Below are 17,182 nucleotides of genomic sequence, written 5' to 3'. Positions count from 1 at the left end.
GTCGCGGAGCTTCCCGAAGGGAGAGGACGGACCGGGATCGGGCCCTCGTGCGCGGGCCGGACCACGGCCACCGCGTCGGCCGCACGCTGCGTACGGTCCTTCGTGTGCAAAGGGCCTCCCGGGCGAGCGGACTGGGTGCCGCTCACTTGGTGACGACGTCCGCCTGGTTGATGACCGGATGTCGACCTGTCAGGGGTATTCCCTCATCGGCCCGAAGCCATGCCGCTGCATATGACACGGCGGGGAGAAGTCCCGGTGGACGCGCGATGACGCGCCGGGGCACGCCCTCGCGCGCCCCGGCGGCTCAGCCCCCGAAACGCCGGTGGCGGGCGGAGTAGTCACGCAGCGCCCGGAGGAAGTCGACCTTGCGGAAGGCCGGCCAGAAGACCTCGCAGAAGTAGTACTCCGAATGGGCGCTCTGCCAGAGCATGAAGCCCGAGAGCCGCTGCTCGCCGCTCGTCCGGATCACCAGGTCGGGATCGGGCTGGCCCCGGGTGTAGAGGTGCTCGGAGATCAGGTCCGTGGAGACGACCTCGGCCAGTTCCTCGAAGGTCGTGCCCTTGTCCGCGTGGTCCAGGAGCAGGGAGCGCACCGCGTCCGCGATCTCCTGGCGGCCGCCGTAGCCGACCGCGACGTTGACGATTATCCCGTCGATGCCGGACGTCGCCTCCTCGGCCTCCTTCAGCACCGTCTGCGTCTCCGGCGGGAGCAGGTCGAGCGTGCCGACGTGGTGGACGCGCCAGCGCCCGTCGGCGGCGAGGTTGCGGACGGTGTTCTCGATGATGCCGAGCAGCGGCTTCAGCTCGTGCTCGGGCCGGTCGAAGTTGTCCGTGGAGAGCATCCAGAGGGTGACGACCTCGACATCGGTCTCGTCGCACCAGCCGAGCAGCTCGGAGATCTTGTCCGCACCGGCCTGGTGGCCCTGCACGGCCGATCCGCCGGACGCCTTGGCCCACCGCCGGTTGCCGTCGAGGATGACCCCGATGTGCTTCGGCACCTGGTCGTGGTCCAGGCGGCCTTCCACCCGGCGCGCGTAGAGCCTGTACACCAGGTCGCGGAAGTTCACTGCGTTCACCCTCTCGGTTCCGTACGGGCCGGGGCCCGCCCTCCCCGTCGCCGGGGGCAACAGGGGACGTCCCCCGCAGGGGATCGCCGCACGGCCTGCGCCGCTCGCACGATCCCCGGGCGGTCCGCGCCTCTACCACCGGCACGGGCCACGCGGGCCTTCGCCGCGCCGCACATCGGCATTCCCCGAAGCCGCCACATTACTGCGAGCGGGTCACCTGGACCCAACCCGGCCTGTCACAACTCCGTGATAAGGAGAGAAACGTGACTGATTACCTCTCCCCCGACCTGTACTACCGAGCCGCTCCCTCGCGCTACGACTCCATGGAGTACCGCCGGACCGGGCGCAGCGGCCTCAAGCTGCCCGCCCTCTCGCTGGGCCTGTGGCACAACTTCGGCGACGACCGGACGCTGGAGTCCCAGCGGGCGATCCTGCGCCGCGCCTTCGACCTCGGGGTGACCCACTTCGACCTGGCCAACAACTACGGCCCGCCGCCCGGCTCGGCCGAGCTGAACTTCGGGAAGCTCTTCGCCCAGGACTTCGCGCCGTACCGTGACGAACTGGTCATTTCCACCAAGGCCGGCTATCTGATGCACCCCGGCCCGTACGGCGAGTGGGGCTCCCGGAAATACCTGCTGTCCTCGCTCGACGCGTCTCTGAAGCGGATGGGCCTGGACTACGTCGACATCTTCTACTCGCACCGCTTCGACCCGAACACCCCGCTGGAGGAGACGATGGGCGCCCTGGCGTCCGCCGTCCAGCAGGGCAAGGCGCTGTACGTGGGCGTCTCCTCGTACCCCGCGGAGCAGACCGCCGAGGCGGCCGGGCTGCTCAAGGAGATGGGCGTCCCGGCCCTGATCCACCAGCCGTCCTACTCCATGATCAACCGCTGGATCGAGGACGACGGGCTGCTCGACACCCTGGAAGCGGCCGGAATGGGCTGCATCTCCTTCGTGCCGCTCGCCCAGGGCCTGCTCACGAACAAGTATCTGCAGGGCATCCCGGAGGGCTCGCGCGCCACCCAGGGCAAGTCCCTCGATCCGGGTCTGCTCTCCGACGAGGTGGTCCGCCGGCTCAACGGGCTCAACGACATCGCCCAGGGCCGCGGCCAGTCGCTCGCCCAGCTCGCCATCGCGTGGGTGCTGCGCGACAGCCGGATGACCTCGGCGCTGATCGGCGCGTCGAGCGTGAAGCAGTTGGAGGAGAACGTGGCGGCCCTCGCGGGTCCGGCACTCACCGCCGAGGAGCTCAAGGAGATCGACACCTTCGCCGTGGACACGGCGGGCACCAACATCTGGGCCGACCGCGGCTGACGTCGGCTCAACGGGGCCTGCGCGGAAGGAGGAACGGGAGCGGTCCGGGGGCCGCTCCCGGGCCGCCCGGCAGCGCCGGCGCCGGCCCACGAAAAACGGGCCGGTCCGTGGGGGGGGATACGGACCGGCCCGAGGGGGGGTTTCCACCATAACCCTTCGTAAGTGCCGACGCGCGCCACGCCACCCCACCATTACTCTCCGAATATGCCGGACTCCGTTCCGAGCAGGCCCCATCCCTCGTCGGCGCCCCCTCCGGGGCCCGTTCGCCGCCCGTTATCGACCTCCGTATCGAGGGGTCGCCGGGCGCCGCCGCCTTGACGCGGCCGGTACGCACACGCCGGGGCCGCGGAAGAGGACAGGAGCTGACCCCCAGGGCCTCTAGGTTCGGGGCATGACGACACGATCCCCGGCGACCGTGACCTGGGCCGGGGCGAACGCCCGGCGGCTGGCACGGCAGCGCCTCCACCCGGAGGCCGCCGCCACCGCGTCGCCCTTCACCGAGCCGGGCGACGCGGTGGCCGCGATGCTCGGCGCGCACGCCCAGGTGCTGTCGGCGGCCGAGCTGTCCGTGGGGCTGCGCGGGGACGGGCTGACGCGCACGGACGTCCGTACGGCGCTGTGGACCGACCGGACCCTGGTGAAGACGTTCGGGCCGCGCGGCACGGTCCATCTGCTGCCCGCGGCGGACCTGCCCCTGTGGACCGGCGCTCTGTCCGCCGTACCGACGGGCCCGAACCCCTTCCCCAAGAACGCCCGGATGACCCCGGACCAGGTGGAGGCGGTCGTCGCGGCGGTCGGGGAGGCGCTGACCGGGGCGGAGCTGACCATCGACGAGCTCTCGGACGAGGTCGTCGCGCGGACCGGGCCGTGGGCCGGGGACCTGGTGATGCCCGGGTTCCAGGCGATGTGGCCGCGCTGGCGGCAGGTCCTGCATCGGGCCGGACACCGGGGCGCCCTCGCCTACGCCCCGAACCGGGGCCGGAAGGCGGCGTACACGAACCCCGGGTGCACCCCGCTGCCGGGCGCCGGGGCACTGCGGGCCCTGGTCGAGCGGTACCTGTACGCCTACGGGCCGGCGACCCCCGCGCACGCCGCCCGGTGGCTCGCGGCGCCGAAGCGCTGGGCGGCCGAGCAGTTCGCCGCCCTGGCCGCATCGGGGGCGATCGAGGAGGTGACGTTCGGGGAGGACGGGCCGGCGTGGGTGGTCGCGGGCGACACGGACTTCCCGGACGCGCCGGTGCGGGGGGTGCGCCTGCTCCCCTACTTCGACGCGTTCGCCATCGCCTCGGGCCCCCGTGAGCGGCTGTTCCCGGGGGCGGCGCGGGAGCGGGCCCTCGGGGGCGGGCAGGCGGGGAACTTCCCGGTGCTGCTGGTGGACGGCGTGGTCGCGGGCGTCTGGCACCAGCGCCGCTCGGGCCGCCGGATCGCGGTGACGGTGGAACCGCTGAAGCCGCTGTCCGGGGCGCGGCTGCGGGACCTGGAGGAGCAGGTGGAGCGGGTCGCCGCCATCATGGAGGGGACGGCGGAGCTGACGGTCGGCCCGGTGGCGGTGGGGCCGCACGCGTAGGGCTGGGGCGCGTGTACGTGCGTACGGAGGCGGGGCGCGAGGCGGGGACGCCGTCGGGAGCGCGGGCAGAGGCGCAGCCGGTACGCCTCAGGGGCGCGGGTCGAAGCGGATCGCCATCGTGTCTCCGGCGACCACCACGAAGTCCCCTTCCCGGCACCGGATGACGGCCTGGAGCACCTCGCCGCAACCGTCCCTGACCTCCTGGGTCCCGACGACCGTCCACGCTCCCCCGTACGGCACCGGCGGCAGGAGCGCGGGCGGCGCGTGGTGCCACTGGCTCGCCGGTACGCACCAGTCGGGTAACCGCGGCCAGGCGCCCGGGGTGACGCGCAGCGTCCGGTCGGAGGCGCAGGTCAGCAGGACGGACTGGTCCTCCGCGAGGACGAACTCGACGGCTTCCGGCTCGCCCGCCCGGCCCTCGGGCCGGTAGTAGACGCCGAGGACGGCGGTGATCCTGGCCCCCGTGAGCCAGTCGGCGTTGCCCTGGCGCGCGCGCCCGGCGGGCCCCGCACAGTCTTCCCTCTCCACGGTCATGCCCGCTCCCACTCCTTCACTGTGCGTGCCCCTCGCAGGGTAGGACGGTGGCCCGCACGATCCCGTTGCCTCCGAGACACGGCTGAACTGACGTACGGGGTAAGCGGGTTGACCGGTGGTACGGGATCCGGCCGACGTCACCGGGGCTTGCGGGCCTCGATCAGGAAGCGGGCGGTGCGGGCGAGGAACGGCCCCTCCGTCTCGATCTTCCGGTGCAGAGCGGCCAGTTGGGGACGGTACTCCTCGACGGTGAAGCCGGGCACCATCCAGATCACCTTGCGCAGGAAGTAGACCACCGCGCCGATGTCGCGGAACTCGGTGCGCAGGGTCTCCGAGCGCAGGTCCACCACCTCCAGGCCGGCCGCCGTCGCGGCGGCCCGCGCGTCCTCGGGGTGCCGTCCGCGACGGACCTCGGGCGGCTGCGGGCCGAGGAAGTACTCCACGAGTTCGAAGACGCTGGCCGGGCCGACCTGCTGCGAGAAGTACGTGCCGCCGGGGGCGAGCACGCGCGCGATCTCCTCCCACCACGTGGTGACCGGGTGGCGGCTGACCACGAGGTCGAAGGCGGCGTCGCCGAAGGGCAGCGGCGGCTCGTCCTCGTCGGCGACGACCACCGCCCCGAGCGGGTGCAGCAGGGCGGTGGCGCGGGCGATGTTGGGCGGCCACGCCTCCGTGGCCACGGTGACCGGCGGCAGCTTCGGCGCGGAGGCCAGCACCTCGCCGCCCCCGGTCTGGAGGTCGAGCGCGGCGTGGGCCCGGCCGAGCCGGTCGGCCATCGCGCGGGCGTACCCCCAGGAGGGACGTTCCTCGGTGGCGCGGCCGTCGAGCCAGGAGAAGTCCCACCCGTCCACGGACACGGCGTCGGCCTCGGCCACGAGGGCCTCGAACCGGTCGCGGGAGGCCGCGGAGTCGAAGTCGGGGCCGGAGGGCGGCTCGGCGGGGGCGGGATTCGGGGCGGAGGCGGATGGGTCGGACATGGGGGAATCGTGTCAGGCGGGCCCCGAGCACGCGAACGGATTCTCCCCGGGCCGCCCGGGGAAAGGGCGCGACCCTTCCCACTCTCCTACCCGGCCAGGGCCCCCAGCAGCACTCCGGTCAGCGCCCCGGCGATCATGAACGGGCCGAACGGGATGCCGGTCCTGCGCCCCGCCCGGCGCAGGAGCACGAGGGCGAGTCCGTACCCCGCCCCGAACAGGAACCCGGCGAACCCGCCCAGGAACAGCACGGTCCAGCCGTACCACCCGAGGACGACGCCCAGGGCGAGCGCGAGCTTCACATCGCCGAAGCCCATGCCGTTCGGGTTGATCAGGAAGAGCACCAGGTAGAAGCCGCCGAGGGCCAGCCCGCCCAGCAGCCCGGAGGTCCAGGACCCGGCGTGCCCCGGGAGCAGCGCGGCCCCGCCGAGCAGCAGGACGGCCGCGGCCGCGAGCGGCAGGGTCAGCGGGTCGGGCAGCCGGTGGACCCGCCGGTCGACGACGGCGAGGAGCACGGCGACGGGGGCCAGCGCCAGCCACCCGACGAGCTCGGGCCGGGCCCCGGTGGCGGCGGCGAGCGCGACACAGGCGAGGACGGTGACGAGGGGGGCGAGGGTGTTGGGGGCGTAGGCGGAGGTTGCGGGGACGGGGGTTCCCGGGACCGGGGCGGCGGGGGCTCGCGACTGCGGGGCGGGCGGTTCCGGGGCCGGGGCGGGGGCATGCGGGTCGGGCGTTCTTGGAGCCTGCGATTCGGGGGCGGGCGTGTCGGGGACCCGGGCGGCCGGGGCGGCGCAGGGTGTGCAGCGGGCCGGGCCGAGCCAGCCGCGGGCCGGACCGGTGAGCGGGTGGCCGGCGGGGCACGCCGTGCGCCAGGGCTCCTCCGGCTCGACGGCGAACCGGTAGGCGGCACGCGGGATCAGCAGTCCGGTGACGGCACCCCAGACCGCGGCGAGGGCGAGCAGCACGGCGTCCACGGGGCGACCCTAACGGGGTTCGGGACCTGGGGTCGTGGGCCCGAGGACCCAGAGCGGCCGACCGGGACCCAAGCGTCGCCGTTCGGGGTCCGGGCGCGTCCGCCGGGCGCTACGGTCGGTGCCCATGAGGACATGGCGCGATGGCGACGGGACGCTGACGGTCGACACGGACTCCGGGGCCGGGGCCGGGGCCGGGGCGGGAGCGGGGCCCGGGACGGGGGCCCGGGGGGTGCCGTTGCGGATAGCCGCCTCGTACCGGGCCCGTACCAAGGGGCTGCTCGGGCGGGACGGGATCGAGGGGGCGATGATGCTCACCCCGTGCGGGAGTGTGCACACCTTCCGGATGCGGTTCCCCATCGATGTGGCGTACCTGGACCGGGCGTTCACGGTCCTGGCGGTCACCACGATGAAGCCGGGCCGCCTCGGGCTGCCCCGGCTGCGGGCCCGGCACGTGGTGGAGGCGGAGGCCGGGGCGATGGAGCGGTGGGGGGTGCGGCCGGGCGTGCGGCTGGAGCTGAAGGCGGCGTCGGCCACCGCGCCGGAAACCCGCTAGGAGGGTGCGGGCCTACGGCGGGCCCGCGCCCAGCAGGGTCCAGGCTCCGTAGGCCGCGGACGCGCAGGCGAGGGCGGCGAGTACGGCGGCCGTGCGGCCCGTGGTGCGCAGCCGCAGCAGGGCGACGGCAGGCGGGAGCAGCAGCGGGAAGGCGGGCATCATCAGCCGCGGCCGGGAGCCGAAGTATCCGGCGCCGATCAGCGAGATGACGACGATCGTGATCGCGTAGACGAGCACCGGGAGCGGTTGCCGCTGCCGTACGCAGAGGACCACCAGCCACCCCAGCAGCCCCAGGGCCGCGCACAGGCCGAGGGCGGCGGGCCACGGCAGCCCCGCGATGAAGGCGGCGAGCGCACGGCCGCCGTCGATGTTGTTGCCCCACTGCGCCTGGACGTCGAAGTAGGCGACCGGGCTGCCCTCGCGTACGGCCACGAACACCACGTACGCCAGCCAGCCCAGCGGCGCGAGGGCCACTCCCGCGATCATCCGGGCGTTGCGGCGGAGCACCGGGCCGGCGCGGTGCGTCTCGCGGTACTCCCGTACGAGGGTGACGGCGGCGGTGATCGCCAGGGCCGCGATGAGGGCGGCGGCCGAGGGCCGGGTGAGCCCCGCCAGGACGCACAGCGCGCCCGCGACGATCCAGCGGCCCTTGAGGACGGCGTACAGCGCCCAGGCGGCGAGCGCGGTGAACAGCGTCTCGGTGTACGCCATCGACTGGACGAACGCCGTCGGATAGACGCCCCACAGCGCGGCCAGCACCACCCCCGTACGCCGTCCGCGCAGCTGGGCGCCGACGGCGAAGATGCCCCAGGCGGCGAGCAGCCCGGCGGTCCAGGCGACCAGGAGTCCGGCGCCGCCGAGGGTGAGCGGAGTCACGGCGGACACGGCGCGTTCCAGGGCCGGGAGCAGCGGGAAGAACGCCAGATCGGAGTGGACGGAGCCGTCCGGGAGGGTGACGGTGTAGCGGTAGCCGTTCTCGGCGATGCGCTGGTACCAGACGGAGTCCCAGCGTCCGCTGAGCGGCCCCAGGGGGTCCTTCCCGGCGGCGGAGGCGGCCGCCCAGAAGGCCAGGAGCCCCAGGGCCCGCACGGCGGCGTAGACCGCGAGGGCGGGCGCGGCGGCCCGGAACGCGGCGGCGACCCGGGACCCACCGGGAGTGCGGGGGGCCGGGTCGGCGGGCGCCCGGGTGAGGGGCCGGTGATCGGACATACGGCCGATTATGACGTCGGCGGCGGGTACGCCGTGCCACGGGCAGCGGGGGCCGCCCGGGTCAGACCCCGCCTAGCACCTCGTTCCCGAACACCTTCCACGGCGACATCTCCACCGCGTCCACCACCGCCAGCTGCGGGTGCCGGGCCGCCGTCTCGTCCCGAACGGCGACCGTGTCCGGCCAGGCGTCGAGGTGAGCGGCGCCCTCGATGACGACGCCGTCCCAGTCGGTGGCGGCCGTCGCGCCCGCCCGGTCGACGACGAAGCCGATGCACAGCACCGAGGCCCGTCCGACGGTCCGCCGGATGGCGCCCACCGCGTGCTCCCGCTCCGGCTCGGGCAGCTCCCCCACGGAGAACTCGACGGCGACGACACCGGCCCGGGCCCGCCGGATGCGCACCATGAGGTCGAAGCCCCCGTCCGTCCACAACCGGAACCCGACCTCATGCAGCCGCTGGAGACCGGCGAGGGACAGCAACTGCTCGCGGGTGACGGGCGAACGGGCCCCGAGGGACGCGGAGTCGAGGCTGACGAGCACCGTACGGCCGGTCACCGGGTGTACCGGGCGGAGCCCCGCGGCCTCCAGATCGCCCAGCAGGGTGCGGGCGTCCAGCCGGGTCCAGCCGAGGTGGTACGAGTAGAAGAATCCGGCACCCATCGACGCCCACCCCCATCGCTCTCGTCTTCGCGCGGTGTCGTGGTCGGCGACCCCCGGACCTCCGAGCGTACTGAGCGGCGGCCGGGGCTGCGTGGGCCCACGGACCCACGGACGGCCCCCAGCGGAACGGCCACCACGGCCCCGCGCAAAAGACAGGAGGCCCCCCGGACTTGGGCCCGGCTTTGGGACCGGGGGCCCGGGCCCGGGCAGCTTTTCGGCCGTACGCTCTCGGCCGTCGGCAACACGCGCGGGTCGAGGAGAGGGTGCACCGTGAGCGGTGACGGGGGCGGAGGCCGGGGCGTGGCCCGGGGAGACCGGAGCGCGGGGCACATGCCGCTGGGACGCCACGGCATCGCCGGTTCCGGTGTCCCCTACCAGCGCCGACAGGGCAGCCGCTTCTTCGCGTTGACCCGGAGCTGGGTGATCGGCGGCCTGGTCTACCTCGCCCTCGGGTTCGTCATGAGCCGGGTCCTGGTCGATCTGCTGGCCACCGGGGAGCGGCTGGAGGCGTTCGGCTGGAGGCTGGCCCTGCTGCACCTGCCCGCCCTCGTCGTGACGCTGCTGACGGTGCTGGCGGCGACCCGCATCCTCCCCGAGGAGCACCGCGAGTCCTCCCGCACGGTGTATCTGCTCGCGGCCCTGCCCGTACCCCTGGCCGGGCTGCTGTACGGCTTCGCCGTCGCCGGCGACGTCGTCGGGATCGAGGGCGTGCTCATGCCTGCCGTCTCACTGGCGGCGGGCGCGGCGTCGGGGGTGGCCGTCGACCGGCTGCTGGAGGAGCGCGCCACACGCACCCCGGAGCCGCCCCGGTACTCGTACAACTGGCGGGACGGCGGCGCGACGGCGATGGAGTACCTGGGCCTCGTCGTCCTGGTCACGATGCTGATCGGCGCGATGGCGATGGCCGGGGTCGGCGGCAAGATCGGAGAGCGGCTGCGGTGCGCGATCAGCTCGCTGGCCGGTGGCGGCGGCTCCTGCGCGTCCGGCGGCCAGGACCCAGAGGCGCAGCCGAAGACGGACGCGGACTACGAACCCAAGATGTGCCAGGTGTCCAGCATCTCGGACACGGCGGGCGGGAAGGTCAAGATCGGCTGGTTCGAGTGGGGTGAGGAGTACGGCTTCCAGCAGAAGGTCTCCCAGGCCGCCACCGATGTGAACGGCGACGGCACGGTCGACGGGAAGGACAAGGTCGTCTCGATGACGTTCACCGACGCCGCGTCCGCCGGGGCCACCGCCAGCACGCCGGGCGTCAAGCTCGGCAGCCTGGGCAAGGCGGATGTCGACATCGGCGGCGGCATCAAGATCACCAACGGTGACACCTGGATCTTCGCGAGCGAGGAGGAGGCTCAGCAGATGCGGGACGACATCGAGGAAATGAAGATGTGGGAGACCTCCACCAAGCACAGCGGCGGCTACGGCGGGGGCTGGTACTCCGCGATGAAGTGGGCGGAGAAGAAGGAGGACATCGAGAAGAAGATCGGCGACAAGAAGATCTCCTACTCGACCGTCGGCCTCAACGCCTACGCGGACGGCGGCCTCTCCGTCAAGGGCGGCGACGAGGACGAGCTGGGCGCGAAACTCGGCGGCAAGGCGAAGTTCTCGCCCGAGGTGACGATCACCAAGGACGACGTGAACGGCAACGAGTCGTCCACGTACACCGCCAAGCTCGAACTGGAGGGCAAGGCCGGCGGGAACGTGGGCCCGGTCAAGGGCACCGTGGGCGGCAAGCAGAACCGTACCGGCGCCATCACCGTCACCCGCGACCAGAAGACCGGGAAGATCGTCCGCATCGACATGACGCAGACGGTGGAGAGCGGCTCGACGTCCGGCAAGGTCGAGGTCGGCGGCGACAACGGTGAGAGCGGCCAGGACAAGCGCGGCGGCAAGGGCAGCGCGTCGGACTCCTCGGGCGGGAGTGGCATCGACGTGGTGACGAACTCGATCGTCTTCGGCAAGGACACGGACGCGGCGACCGAGGCCAAGCGGGGCGTCGCCGAACAGTGGCTGGACGGCTCCGGCAACAACACGGCCCCCTTCGAGTACCTCTTCGGCGACCACGGTATGGAGAACCGCCCGGACGGCAACGACCCGTTCCAGCAGCTGATGTTCGAGGACGGGCTGTCCAGCACCATGCGGTACACGGGCGAGAGCGACGCCCAGGAGTTCGGCTTCGAGATCTCCCTCGGGATGAGCCTCGGGTTCTCCCTCTCCACGGAGGAGAAGAAGGAGACGCTCACGGACGCACAGTTCCTCGGGGCCCCGCGGGGCGACGCGCGCACGTATCTTCCGTACAGCTACTGCGCGAACTGAACGGGCGGTGACGGAGTCGATGAGTACGACGATGAGTGCCAGGACGCGGACCGTGCGGAACGCCCTGCGGCGGATGACGGCTGCCACCGGGGCCGTCGCGGGGGCGGCCGTCCTGCTGACCGGATGCGGCGGCGGCGCGGGCAAGGCCTCCGTGCCCGAGGGCTGGGGCACGTTGGAGACCGGCAGCCTGAGCGTCGGCTACCCGAGGAACGAGGGGTACGCGGAGCAGCCCGCGGCCGAGCGGGCCAAGGCCAACGCGGCCGTGGCGCTCAAGGAGGAGGACGGCATCCGGACCGGCATGGTCTCGGTCCAGCTGGACTTCGCCACGGGCGTGCACGACCCGGCCGGGGCGGCGGCAGCGGCGGGCGCGGGCATCGGCCTCAACTCCACCCGCAGGGCGACGGACGACGTACGCCTCGCGGGCCCGGACGACGCGGGCGAGGCCCGCGAAGCACGCCGGATCGACTACGACTTCACGGCGGACGGCCAGGAGGACACCCCGAACAGGGGGACACCGATGACCGGGGTCCTGGTCGCGGGGGTGGACTCGAAGGGCGTTCCGTTCGTGGTGCGCCTGAACGCGGTGAAGGACGCGGTGGACGCGGAGGACCTGGACGCGTTCGTGGGGTCGATCACGGTCAAGTAGGGCATGGAGAACAGCCCTGTCCGCGGAGGACGCCCGTACCTGCAAGCCGGATCCGGCGGTCCACCGGCCGGCCGTCACCGTCGCCGGGCTGCCGCCGGAGCGCAGCTCGGGGTGTCCTGAGGCCCGCGGCCCGGGCCGCCCGGGTCTCCGGGGACGGCTCGCGCTCTGCTGCTCAGGTCAGCGGGCAACCGAGCGGGAGGACGCGTTCGGTCAGCCGGCCGGTCAGGAGGGTGTCGGTGACATCGGACTCCGCCAGCCAGTCCGCAGCGGTCAGCCGGTCCACGAGCTGCGGCAGGTCACCGGGGTCGACGACGCACCAGGAGGCCAGGGCGTCCAGGCCGAGGCCCTCTCCTCCGGGCCCCAGCCGTCCTTCGCCGTCTGCCCCGGTGGCCAGGGCCAGGGCGAGGAGTCGTACGTCGGCCTCGGTCTTGCCCTTGCGGAGCTTCTTCTCCCCGACGACCCGCTGGGCCCATCCGCTGAGTTTGGGGCGCAGCTTCCTGCCGAACGTGAACGGTCCCGGGTCGTCCTCCTCGGGTGTGAGGGACGGCACGCTGATCCGGGTGGGGTTCTCCGGGCGGGAGGCGATCAGTTCCTCGACGGTCCCGGAGATGCCGAGCCAGCCGGACTCCACCAACTGCCCCACCAGGTGCTCGGGATCCCGCAGGGGCAGCCCCTTGATGTCCTGCCCGACCAGGTTGCCGACCCCGGCCTGCGCGGTGCGCAGCGTCACCATCACCACCAGCAGGCGCGCCTCGGCTCCCGGCAGGGGGGCGTTCTGGGCCACGTGTGCCAGGACGGCCCGGGCGTGGTTCCACTGCGCGGGGGCGGTCAGCAGCCGTGCGACAGCGGGCCCTTCGCCGTCCGGGGCCTGGCCGATGCGGTGCAGATGCTGGAGGCGGGCGGTGGCGGCGGCCTGTTCGGCGCGCTGGGCGTCGAGTCGCAGCCCGGTGTCGGCGGTGACTTCGGCCCAGGCGTTGAAGGCCTCCGCCTTACGGGCGTGGAGGTCGGCGAGCATCGCGAGGTCGGGTTCGGTGCGGGCCTGGTAGGCGCGGAAGAGCTCGCCCAGCTCGGTCAGTTCGTCCCGCAGCGCGACGGGCCGCAGGTCGTGCGGGACGAGGCGCTGAGCGATCCTCCCTCGCGGGGGGCGCTTCCGCGGCGGCCTCGCGGACCGGGGGGCGGAGCGGGGCGCGGACGCCTGCTGGGGGACGGCGGTGGGAGCGGCGCTGTGCGAGAAGTGCGGGCCGGCCGCCGAGAAGGTCGGCGCGAGGGCTGCGGGCGCTGCGGCGTCGGCCCGGAACCCGTCGCTCCTCGCCGGTGCCTCGGCGGCAGGCGCGGTGGCGACGACCTTCGCGGCGGGGTGGGCGGCGGCGCAGCGCGAGCAGCACTCCATGACCTGCCACCAGCGCCCTTCCCGGTCCGTGATGACGGCCAGGACGACCGCTCCCCCGCACCGCCAGGGGACGGGGCGCTCACGGGGTCCGGCGGGGCGGATGTGCGTATGGCACTCCTCGGCCCGGCAGGCGCAGTGCGCGGAGGGGCGGGGGGCGGGGCCGGCGCGCAGGTGGGCCTTGAGGTGCGCGACGGCGGCCGTACGGCCGGCGGCGGCGGAGGGCAGCACCTGCGCGGCGCAGGCCGGGCGGCTGCACGAGACGCGTACGTCGGCACGACCACGGCCGACCGGGTCCAGCCGCACCGTCCACCTGCGTCCCGTCACGCGTTCGTTCGTCGCGTGGGCCTCCACACCCATCACACCTTCCTCGACGACTGTTCGTATGCGCGTCGCGGCCCCCGCCTACCTGTGCGGGTGCCGACGGTGCGCGGCGTGTCACAGTCTGCTACGCCGGGCAGTCCGGATTCCGGCCCACACCACCAACGAGGGTCCGCCGTTCGGGTGACGGGTTCGGAGAGCACGCGGCCGGATTCTGCCCTGGCGGTGCGCCCTCGGCGGACGCGCCCGCGCCCGCCGTCGTGGGAGAACGCCGGCGGGCGCGGGTTTCGAGGTGCGGGGTGCGCCGCCCGGCGGTCCGGGCGCCCGGTTGGGGAGGGGTCAGGACCCCTCTCCGCGCGGGAAGGAGACCTCCACGCGGCGGTTCTTCTTCCGGCCCTCTTCGTTGCTGTTGCTGGCGATCGGGTACTGCTCGCCGTAGCCCCGGATCTCGTACGTGACCGTGGGGCCGAGCTGCTTCGACAGGACCCCGTGCACGGCGTCGGCCCGCTGCTTGGACAGGACGTCCCCGTGGGCCGAGGAACCGAGGTTGTCGGTGAAGCCGAAGACGCGGACCTTGGTCGCGTTCTGCTTCTTGATCTCCTCGGCGATGGCGGCGATACGGGCGTTGGCCGCCGAGCCCAGCTTCGCGCTGTCCTTGCCGAAGAGGACTTCCGCCTGGAGTGCGAACTTGATGTCGGCGTTGCTGTCCTCGCGGCGCTCCTCGCCGCCGAGGTCCTCGACGACCTGGACGATGTCGAGGACCCGGCCGGGGGCGAGGGTGCCTCCTTCCGGCATCTTGAGGTCGGGGTCGTTCGGGTCGACGGGGACAGGTGGCTCCGACGTGGCCTCCGTACCGGGCGGGACGCTCGGGCCGTCGTCGGCGTACGAGGGTGACGCGCCGAGCAGCGTCGTGCCGGCGATCAGCACGGCGACCGCGACGGCTTGCCCTACGCTGCGCGCCGCCCGGGGGCGCTGGGTGGTCTTCATGGCCGCCTTCACCCAGAAATCTTCAGGGAGGTGGTGGCGAAGGTCGGCAGGTTGAAGTCGACCTCGGTCGTGCCCTGCGGCGGGGCGGGGAACTGCATGAAGATCGGCGCCGTCTTGCCGGGGGCGAGGGACGTGATCGCCGTGGTGCACAGGCAGCGGGAATCGGTGTCCCGCAGCACGTAGTAACGCTTCTTCCCCGCCTTGTCCACCAGCGTCGCACCGGCGACCGAGTTGGGGTTCTTGTTCACGATGTTCACCTCCGAGCCGGCCCAGCCCGAGGTGGTTCGCGCCTGGTCCCCCTCGTTGGTGATCGCGCCCTGCACGGTGAGGAATCCGCCGGAGTCCCGCTTGACCTCGTTGACGACCAGAACCAGGCCGCCCTGCCCGCGCGTCTCCGCGAGTTTCACATCCGGGTCCACGTTCTCGCCCGCAGCCGTGTCCTCCTGCTGCGCCTCGCCCTTGTCCTCCGCGGAGGGGCTGGCCGGGGCGGACGGCGCGCTGGAGCCCTCGTCGCCGGGCTTCTCGCCTCCGTCGTCGCCGCAGCCGGCGAGAGCAAGGGCCAGAGCAGCCGTCATGCCGACAGCCGCCATAGCCCTTCTGGTCGTCGTGGTCCGCCGCATGCTCATGGTCCGATTCCTCTACTCGTCGTTCGCTTCGCTGTCACTGGTCGACCAACCGCACGTCAAAGAGAGTCCTGCTCACGCTCTCCCACGGTGGGGGGCTGCCGGGCGCGATCTTGAGGATCTTGCCGTTCCGGCACGTGAAGATGAAGAGGTCCTGGACCCCGTCGCTGTTGAAGTCGACAGCCTTGGGGTTGGGGCAGCGGAACTCGATGAGCGCGGTGGCCTCGGCCTTGGCTTTCTTGTTCTCCGAGCCGGGCAGGACCGAAGAGTCGACCGCCTTCAGGCCCTGGACCTCGACCGTGATCCGGTCGCGCAGATATCCAGGAGTCGGATAGCACGATTCCTTTGTGGCGTCGTTGGCCGCCGCCAGACGATCCGCTTCGTAACAGGGCGTAGCAAAGGGCGCGTTGAGGAACACGTCCAGCATGTTGGTGGGGAGCGAGGCGTAGAAGCCCGTCCCGAAGTCGTCGCGCGCCTTCTGGGCGGCGGCGAGCGCGGCGGCGTCCGCCGCACCCTGGGAGCCGTTGCGCAGGGCCGAGGCCTTGCCGACGGCGAAGAAGGCCAACGCAAGGAAGAGCAGGCCCGCCACCATCATCATGTAGATGGGGAAGGCCTGCCCTGCGTCGCCGTGGTGGCGCTTGCGCATCAGCCCGAGACGATGGAGGTCACCAGTCCGTCGATGCGGCTGGAGATGTTCCCGCCGATCCCGGAGGCCGCGATCGCCCCGATGATCGCCACGACCACCAGAATGATCCCCAGGTACTCGAACGCCGTCTGCCCCCGGTCCTTCGCCGCGTAGCGCTTCTGGATGGCGCTGACGGCGGTGTTGGCCCAGCCGTTGACGCGGACGGCGGTCTTCAGGGTGATGTCCGACATGGTGTTCCCCTCCGGGTTCGGCCGACCGGTTGCCGGCCGACTCGCACGTTTCTGCGGTGCCGCCCTCGTTACCGGCTTCCTCCTGGCCGGTGCCGCTGGCGACATGAGAAACATAGGGGGGAACCCGCACTCCCACAGAGGGCCCGTGGGCCCATTCCCGGGCCCAAAGGGCTTTCTGGGTCCCCCCGTTGCCCCACCGCTCGGTCATGGCTGCCGCCCGGGGTTCCGGGGCGCGGTGCCGAGCCAGTGGGCGATCGCCTCGCTGCGGGTCGTGCTGTGGAGCTTCGTGAAGATGCGGTTGATGTGGTTCTTGACCGTCTTCTCACTGATGAAGCAGGTGGCGGCGATCTGCTGATTACTCATTCCGGACGCAATCAGGTCCATGACCTCCACCTCCCTCGAACTCAGCCCGTACTGCTGCCTGTTGGGGGCGGATACCAACCCCCCGGATACAGAAGACTGTCCCACAACTGGTTGCAGTTGCGAAAGGCTTTCCGAAGGTTCGGCAGTGTGCGGGCGCGGTGGCGCCGGTGCCGTCGCCAGCGCCGAGCCCAGGCCCTCGGGGAGCGGGCCCCGCTGGGGCGGCGTGCCGTGGCGCATGTGGGCCAGGAGGGCGTCCGCGGCGGTCACGGTGAAGTTGGCGCGGCCGTCCTTCGTGTCGCGTACCGCCTGGACCAGCTGGTTCGCCGTGAACTCGCCGTGCACCAAGTAGCCGCCCGCGCCCAGTCGCAGCGCCTCGTGGACGATCTCGCTCTCGCGGCTGTACGTCAGCATCAGGACGGGCGCGATGCCGACCAGGTGCGGCAGGGCCGAGATGCCGTCCACACCGGGCATACGGACGTCCAGCAGGACCACGTCGGGGCGGTGTTCGAGCGTCTTCTCGTACGCTTCCCGCCCGTCCGCCGCCTCCGCGACCACCTGGATGTCCGCCCGGCCGGAGAGCAGTACGCCCAGGCCCGCCCGGACCACCGGGTTGTCGTCCGCGACCACCACCCGGAGGCGTTCGGCGGCCGGAGCCGCGGGCCCCGGGAAGAAGGGGGACGGGGACGGGATCGCGGTGTTCCGGGGGTCGGGGGCCGGGGTGAGCGGGATGGGCGACGGGTGCTGGGGGGCGGGGCGGTGAGCCGCCGCCCCGTAGCGGTTCGGCGCAGGGGAGACTTCGTCCGGCATGCTGCGACCTCCTC

At 72.8% G+C, this 17,182-nt stretch carries 17 protein-coding genes; 5 read left to right on the top strand and 12 right to left on the bottom strand.

All coding sequences use genetic code 11. The annotated features are described in order from the left end of the window. Positions 1 to 304 precede the first annotated feature (304 nt). Positions 305 to 1,066, bottom strand: coding sequence for an isoprenyl transferase (locus tag RNL97_RS21490; RefSeq protein WP_030576331.1), 762 nt, complete (start codon positions 1,064 to 1,066; stop codon positions 305 to 307). Positions 1,067 to 1,329: 263 nt separating this feature from the next. Here RNL97_RS21490 and mgrA point away from each other — a divergent pair, with 263 nt between their 5' ends. Further along, the gene (gene mgrA, locus RNL97_RS21485) at positions 1,330 to 2,379 is read left to right on the top strand and encodes an L-glyceraldehyde 3-phosphate reductase (RefSeq protein ID WP_308381894.1); all 1,050 of its coding nucleotides are present in this window, start codon (positions 1,330 to 1,332) and stop codon (positions 2,377 to 2,379) included. Positions 2,380 to 2,770: 391 nt separating this feature from the next. After that, positions 2,771 to 3,946 carry a winged helix DNA-binding domain-containing protein gene (locus tag RNL97_RS21480; RefSeq protein ID WP_030576327.1) on the top strand — a complete coding sequence of 392 codons (1,176 nt, stop codon included), beginning with the start codon at positions 2,771 to 2,773 and terminating at the stop codon, positions 3,944 to 3,946. An 87-nt stretch (positions 3,947 to 4,033) separates the two neighbouring features. Here RNL97_RS21480 and RNL97_RS21475 read toward each other — a convergent pair whose 3' ends face one another. From RNL97_RS21475 to RNL97_RS21465, 3 genes are all read right to left on the bottom strand, one after another. Beyond that, positions 4,034 to 4,480: a hypothetical protein gene (locus RNL97_RS21475; protein WP_030576323.1), complete on the bottom strand. Its 447-nt coding sequence runs from the start codon at positions 4,478 to 4,480 to the stop codon at positions 4,034 to 4,036. Positions 4,481 to 4,617: 137 nt separating this feature from the next. Continuing rightward, complete coding sequence (locus tag RNL97_RS21470; protein WP_243314972.1) at positions 4,618 to 5,457, bottom strand: class I SAM-dependent methyltransferase; 840 nt, start codon at positions 5,455 to 5,457, stop codon at positions 4,618 to 4,620. Positions 5,458 to 5,543: 86 nt separating this feature from the next. Beyond that, positions 5,544 to 6,428: a prepilin peptidase gene (locus RNL97_RS21465; RefSeq protein ID WP_030576316.1), complete on the bottom strand. Its 885-nt coding sequence runs from the start codon at positions 6,426 to 6,428 to the stop codon at positions 5,544 to 5,546. 124 nt (positions 6,429 to 6,552) lie between these two features. Here RNL97_RS21465 and RNL97_RS21460 point away from each other — a divergent pair, with 124 nt between their 5' ends. Continuing rightward, the gene (locus RNL97_RS21460; RefSeq protein WP_243314970.1) at positions 6,553 to 6,981 is read left to right on the top strand and encodes a DUF192 domain-containing protein; all 429 of its coding nucleotides are present in this window, start codon (positions 6,553 to 6,555) and stop codon (positions 6,979 to 6,981) included. A gap of 12 nt (positions 6,982 to 6,993) precedes the next feature. On the opposite strand, the gene RNL97_RS21455 is transcribed toward RNL97_RS21460, so the two are convergent. Together RNL97_RS21455 and RNL97_RS21450 are read right to left on the bottom strand one after the other, a co-directional pair. Beyond that, positions 6,994 to 8,190 (bottom strand): glycosyltransferase family protein, encoded by a 1,197-nt coding sequence (locus RNL97_RS21455; RefSeq protein ID WP_243314968.1) that lies wholly within the window; start codon positions 8,188 to 8,190, stop codon positions 6,994 to 6,996. A 61-nt stretch (positions 8,191 to 8,251) separates the two neighbouring features. Continuing rightward, the gene (locus tag RNL97_RS21450; RefSeq protein ID WP_243314967.1) at positions 8,252 to 8,848 is read right to left on the bottom strand and encodes a hypothetical protein; all 597 of its coding nucleotides are present in this window, start codon (positions 8,846 to 8,848) and stop codon (positions 8,252 to 8,254) included. A gap of 270 nt (positions 8,849 to 9,118) precedes the next feature. On the opposite strand from RNL97_RS21450, the gene RNL97_RS21445 reads away from it, so the two are divergent. After that, on the top strand, positions 9,119 to 11,158 hold the full coding sequence (locus RNL97_RS21445) for a hypothetical protein (protein WP_243314965.1): 2,040 nt from the start codon (positions 9,119 to 9,121) through the stop codon (positions 11,156 to 11,158). Between the two features lie 31 nt (positions 11,159 to 11,189). Next, entirely contained in the window at positions 11,190 to 11,804 is a 615-nt protein-coding gene (locus tag RNL97_RS21440; protein ID WP_308381893.1) for a hypothetical protein, read from the top strand. Between the two features lie 172 nt (positions 11,805 to 11,976). Here RNL97_RS21440 and RNL97_RS21435 read toward each other — a convergent pair whose 3' ends face one another. From RNL97_RS21435 to RNL97_RS21410, 6 genes are all read right to left on the bottom strand, one after another. Continuing rightward, complete coding sequence (locus RNL97_RS21435) at positions 11,977 to 13,551, bottom strand: hypothetical protein (protein WP_030576302.1); 1,575 nt, start codon at positions 13,549 to 13,551, stop codon at positions 11,977 to 11,979. A 300-nt stretch (positions 13,552 to 13,851) separates the two neighbouring features. Beyond that, a complete protein-coding gene (locus tag RNL97_RS21430) occupies positions 13,852 to 14,499 on the bottom strand; it encodes an OmpA family protein (RefSeq protein WP_243314963.1) in 648 nt (215 codons plus the stop codon). An 8-nt stretch (positions 14,500 to 14,507) separates the two neighbouring features. Continuing rightward, a complete protein-coding gene (locus tag RNL97_RS21425; protein ID WP_243314960.1) occupies positions 14,508 to 15,125 on the bottom strand; it encodes a hypothetical protein in 618 nt (205 codons plus the stop codon). Between the two features lie 34 nt (positions 15,126 to 15,159). Next, entirely contained in the window at positions 15,160 to 15,768 is a 609-nt protein-coding gene (locus RNL97_RS21420) for a pilus assembly protein TadG-related protein (RefSeq protein ID WP_243314959.1), read from the bottom strand. Next, complete coding sequence (locus RNL97_RS21415) at positions 15,768 to 15,998, bottom strand: hypothetical protein (RefSeq protein ID WP_032783436.1); 231 nt, start codon at positions 15,996 to 15,998, stop codon at positions 15,768 to 15,770. Before RNL97_RS21415 ends, RNL97_RS21420 begins: the two co-directional genes overlap by 1 nt. A 204-nt stretch (positions 15,999 to 16,202) precedes the next feature. Beyond that, a complete protein-coding gene (locus RNL97_RS21410; protein ID WP_313751081.1) occupies positions 16,203 to 17,168 on the bottom strand; it encodes a response regulator transcription factor in 966 nt (321 codons plus the stop codon). Positions 17,169 to 17,182 lie beyond the last annotated feature (14 nt).

Source organism: Streptomyces parvus (genome assembly GCF_032121415.1).
In the GTDB taxonomy this organism is placed as follows: domain Bacteria; phylum Actinomycetota; class Actinomycetes; order Streptomycetales; family Streptomycetaceae; genus Streptomyces; species Streptomyces globisporus_A.
Note: the sequence above shows the minus strand (reverse complement) of the source record. Positions and strands in the feature narration are given on the sequence as shown.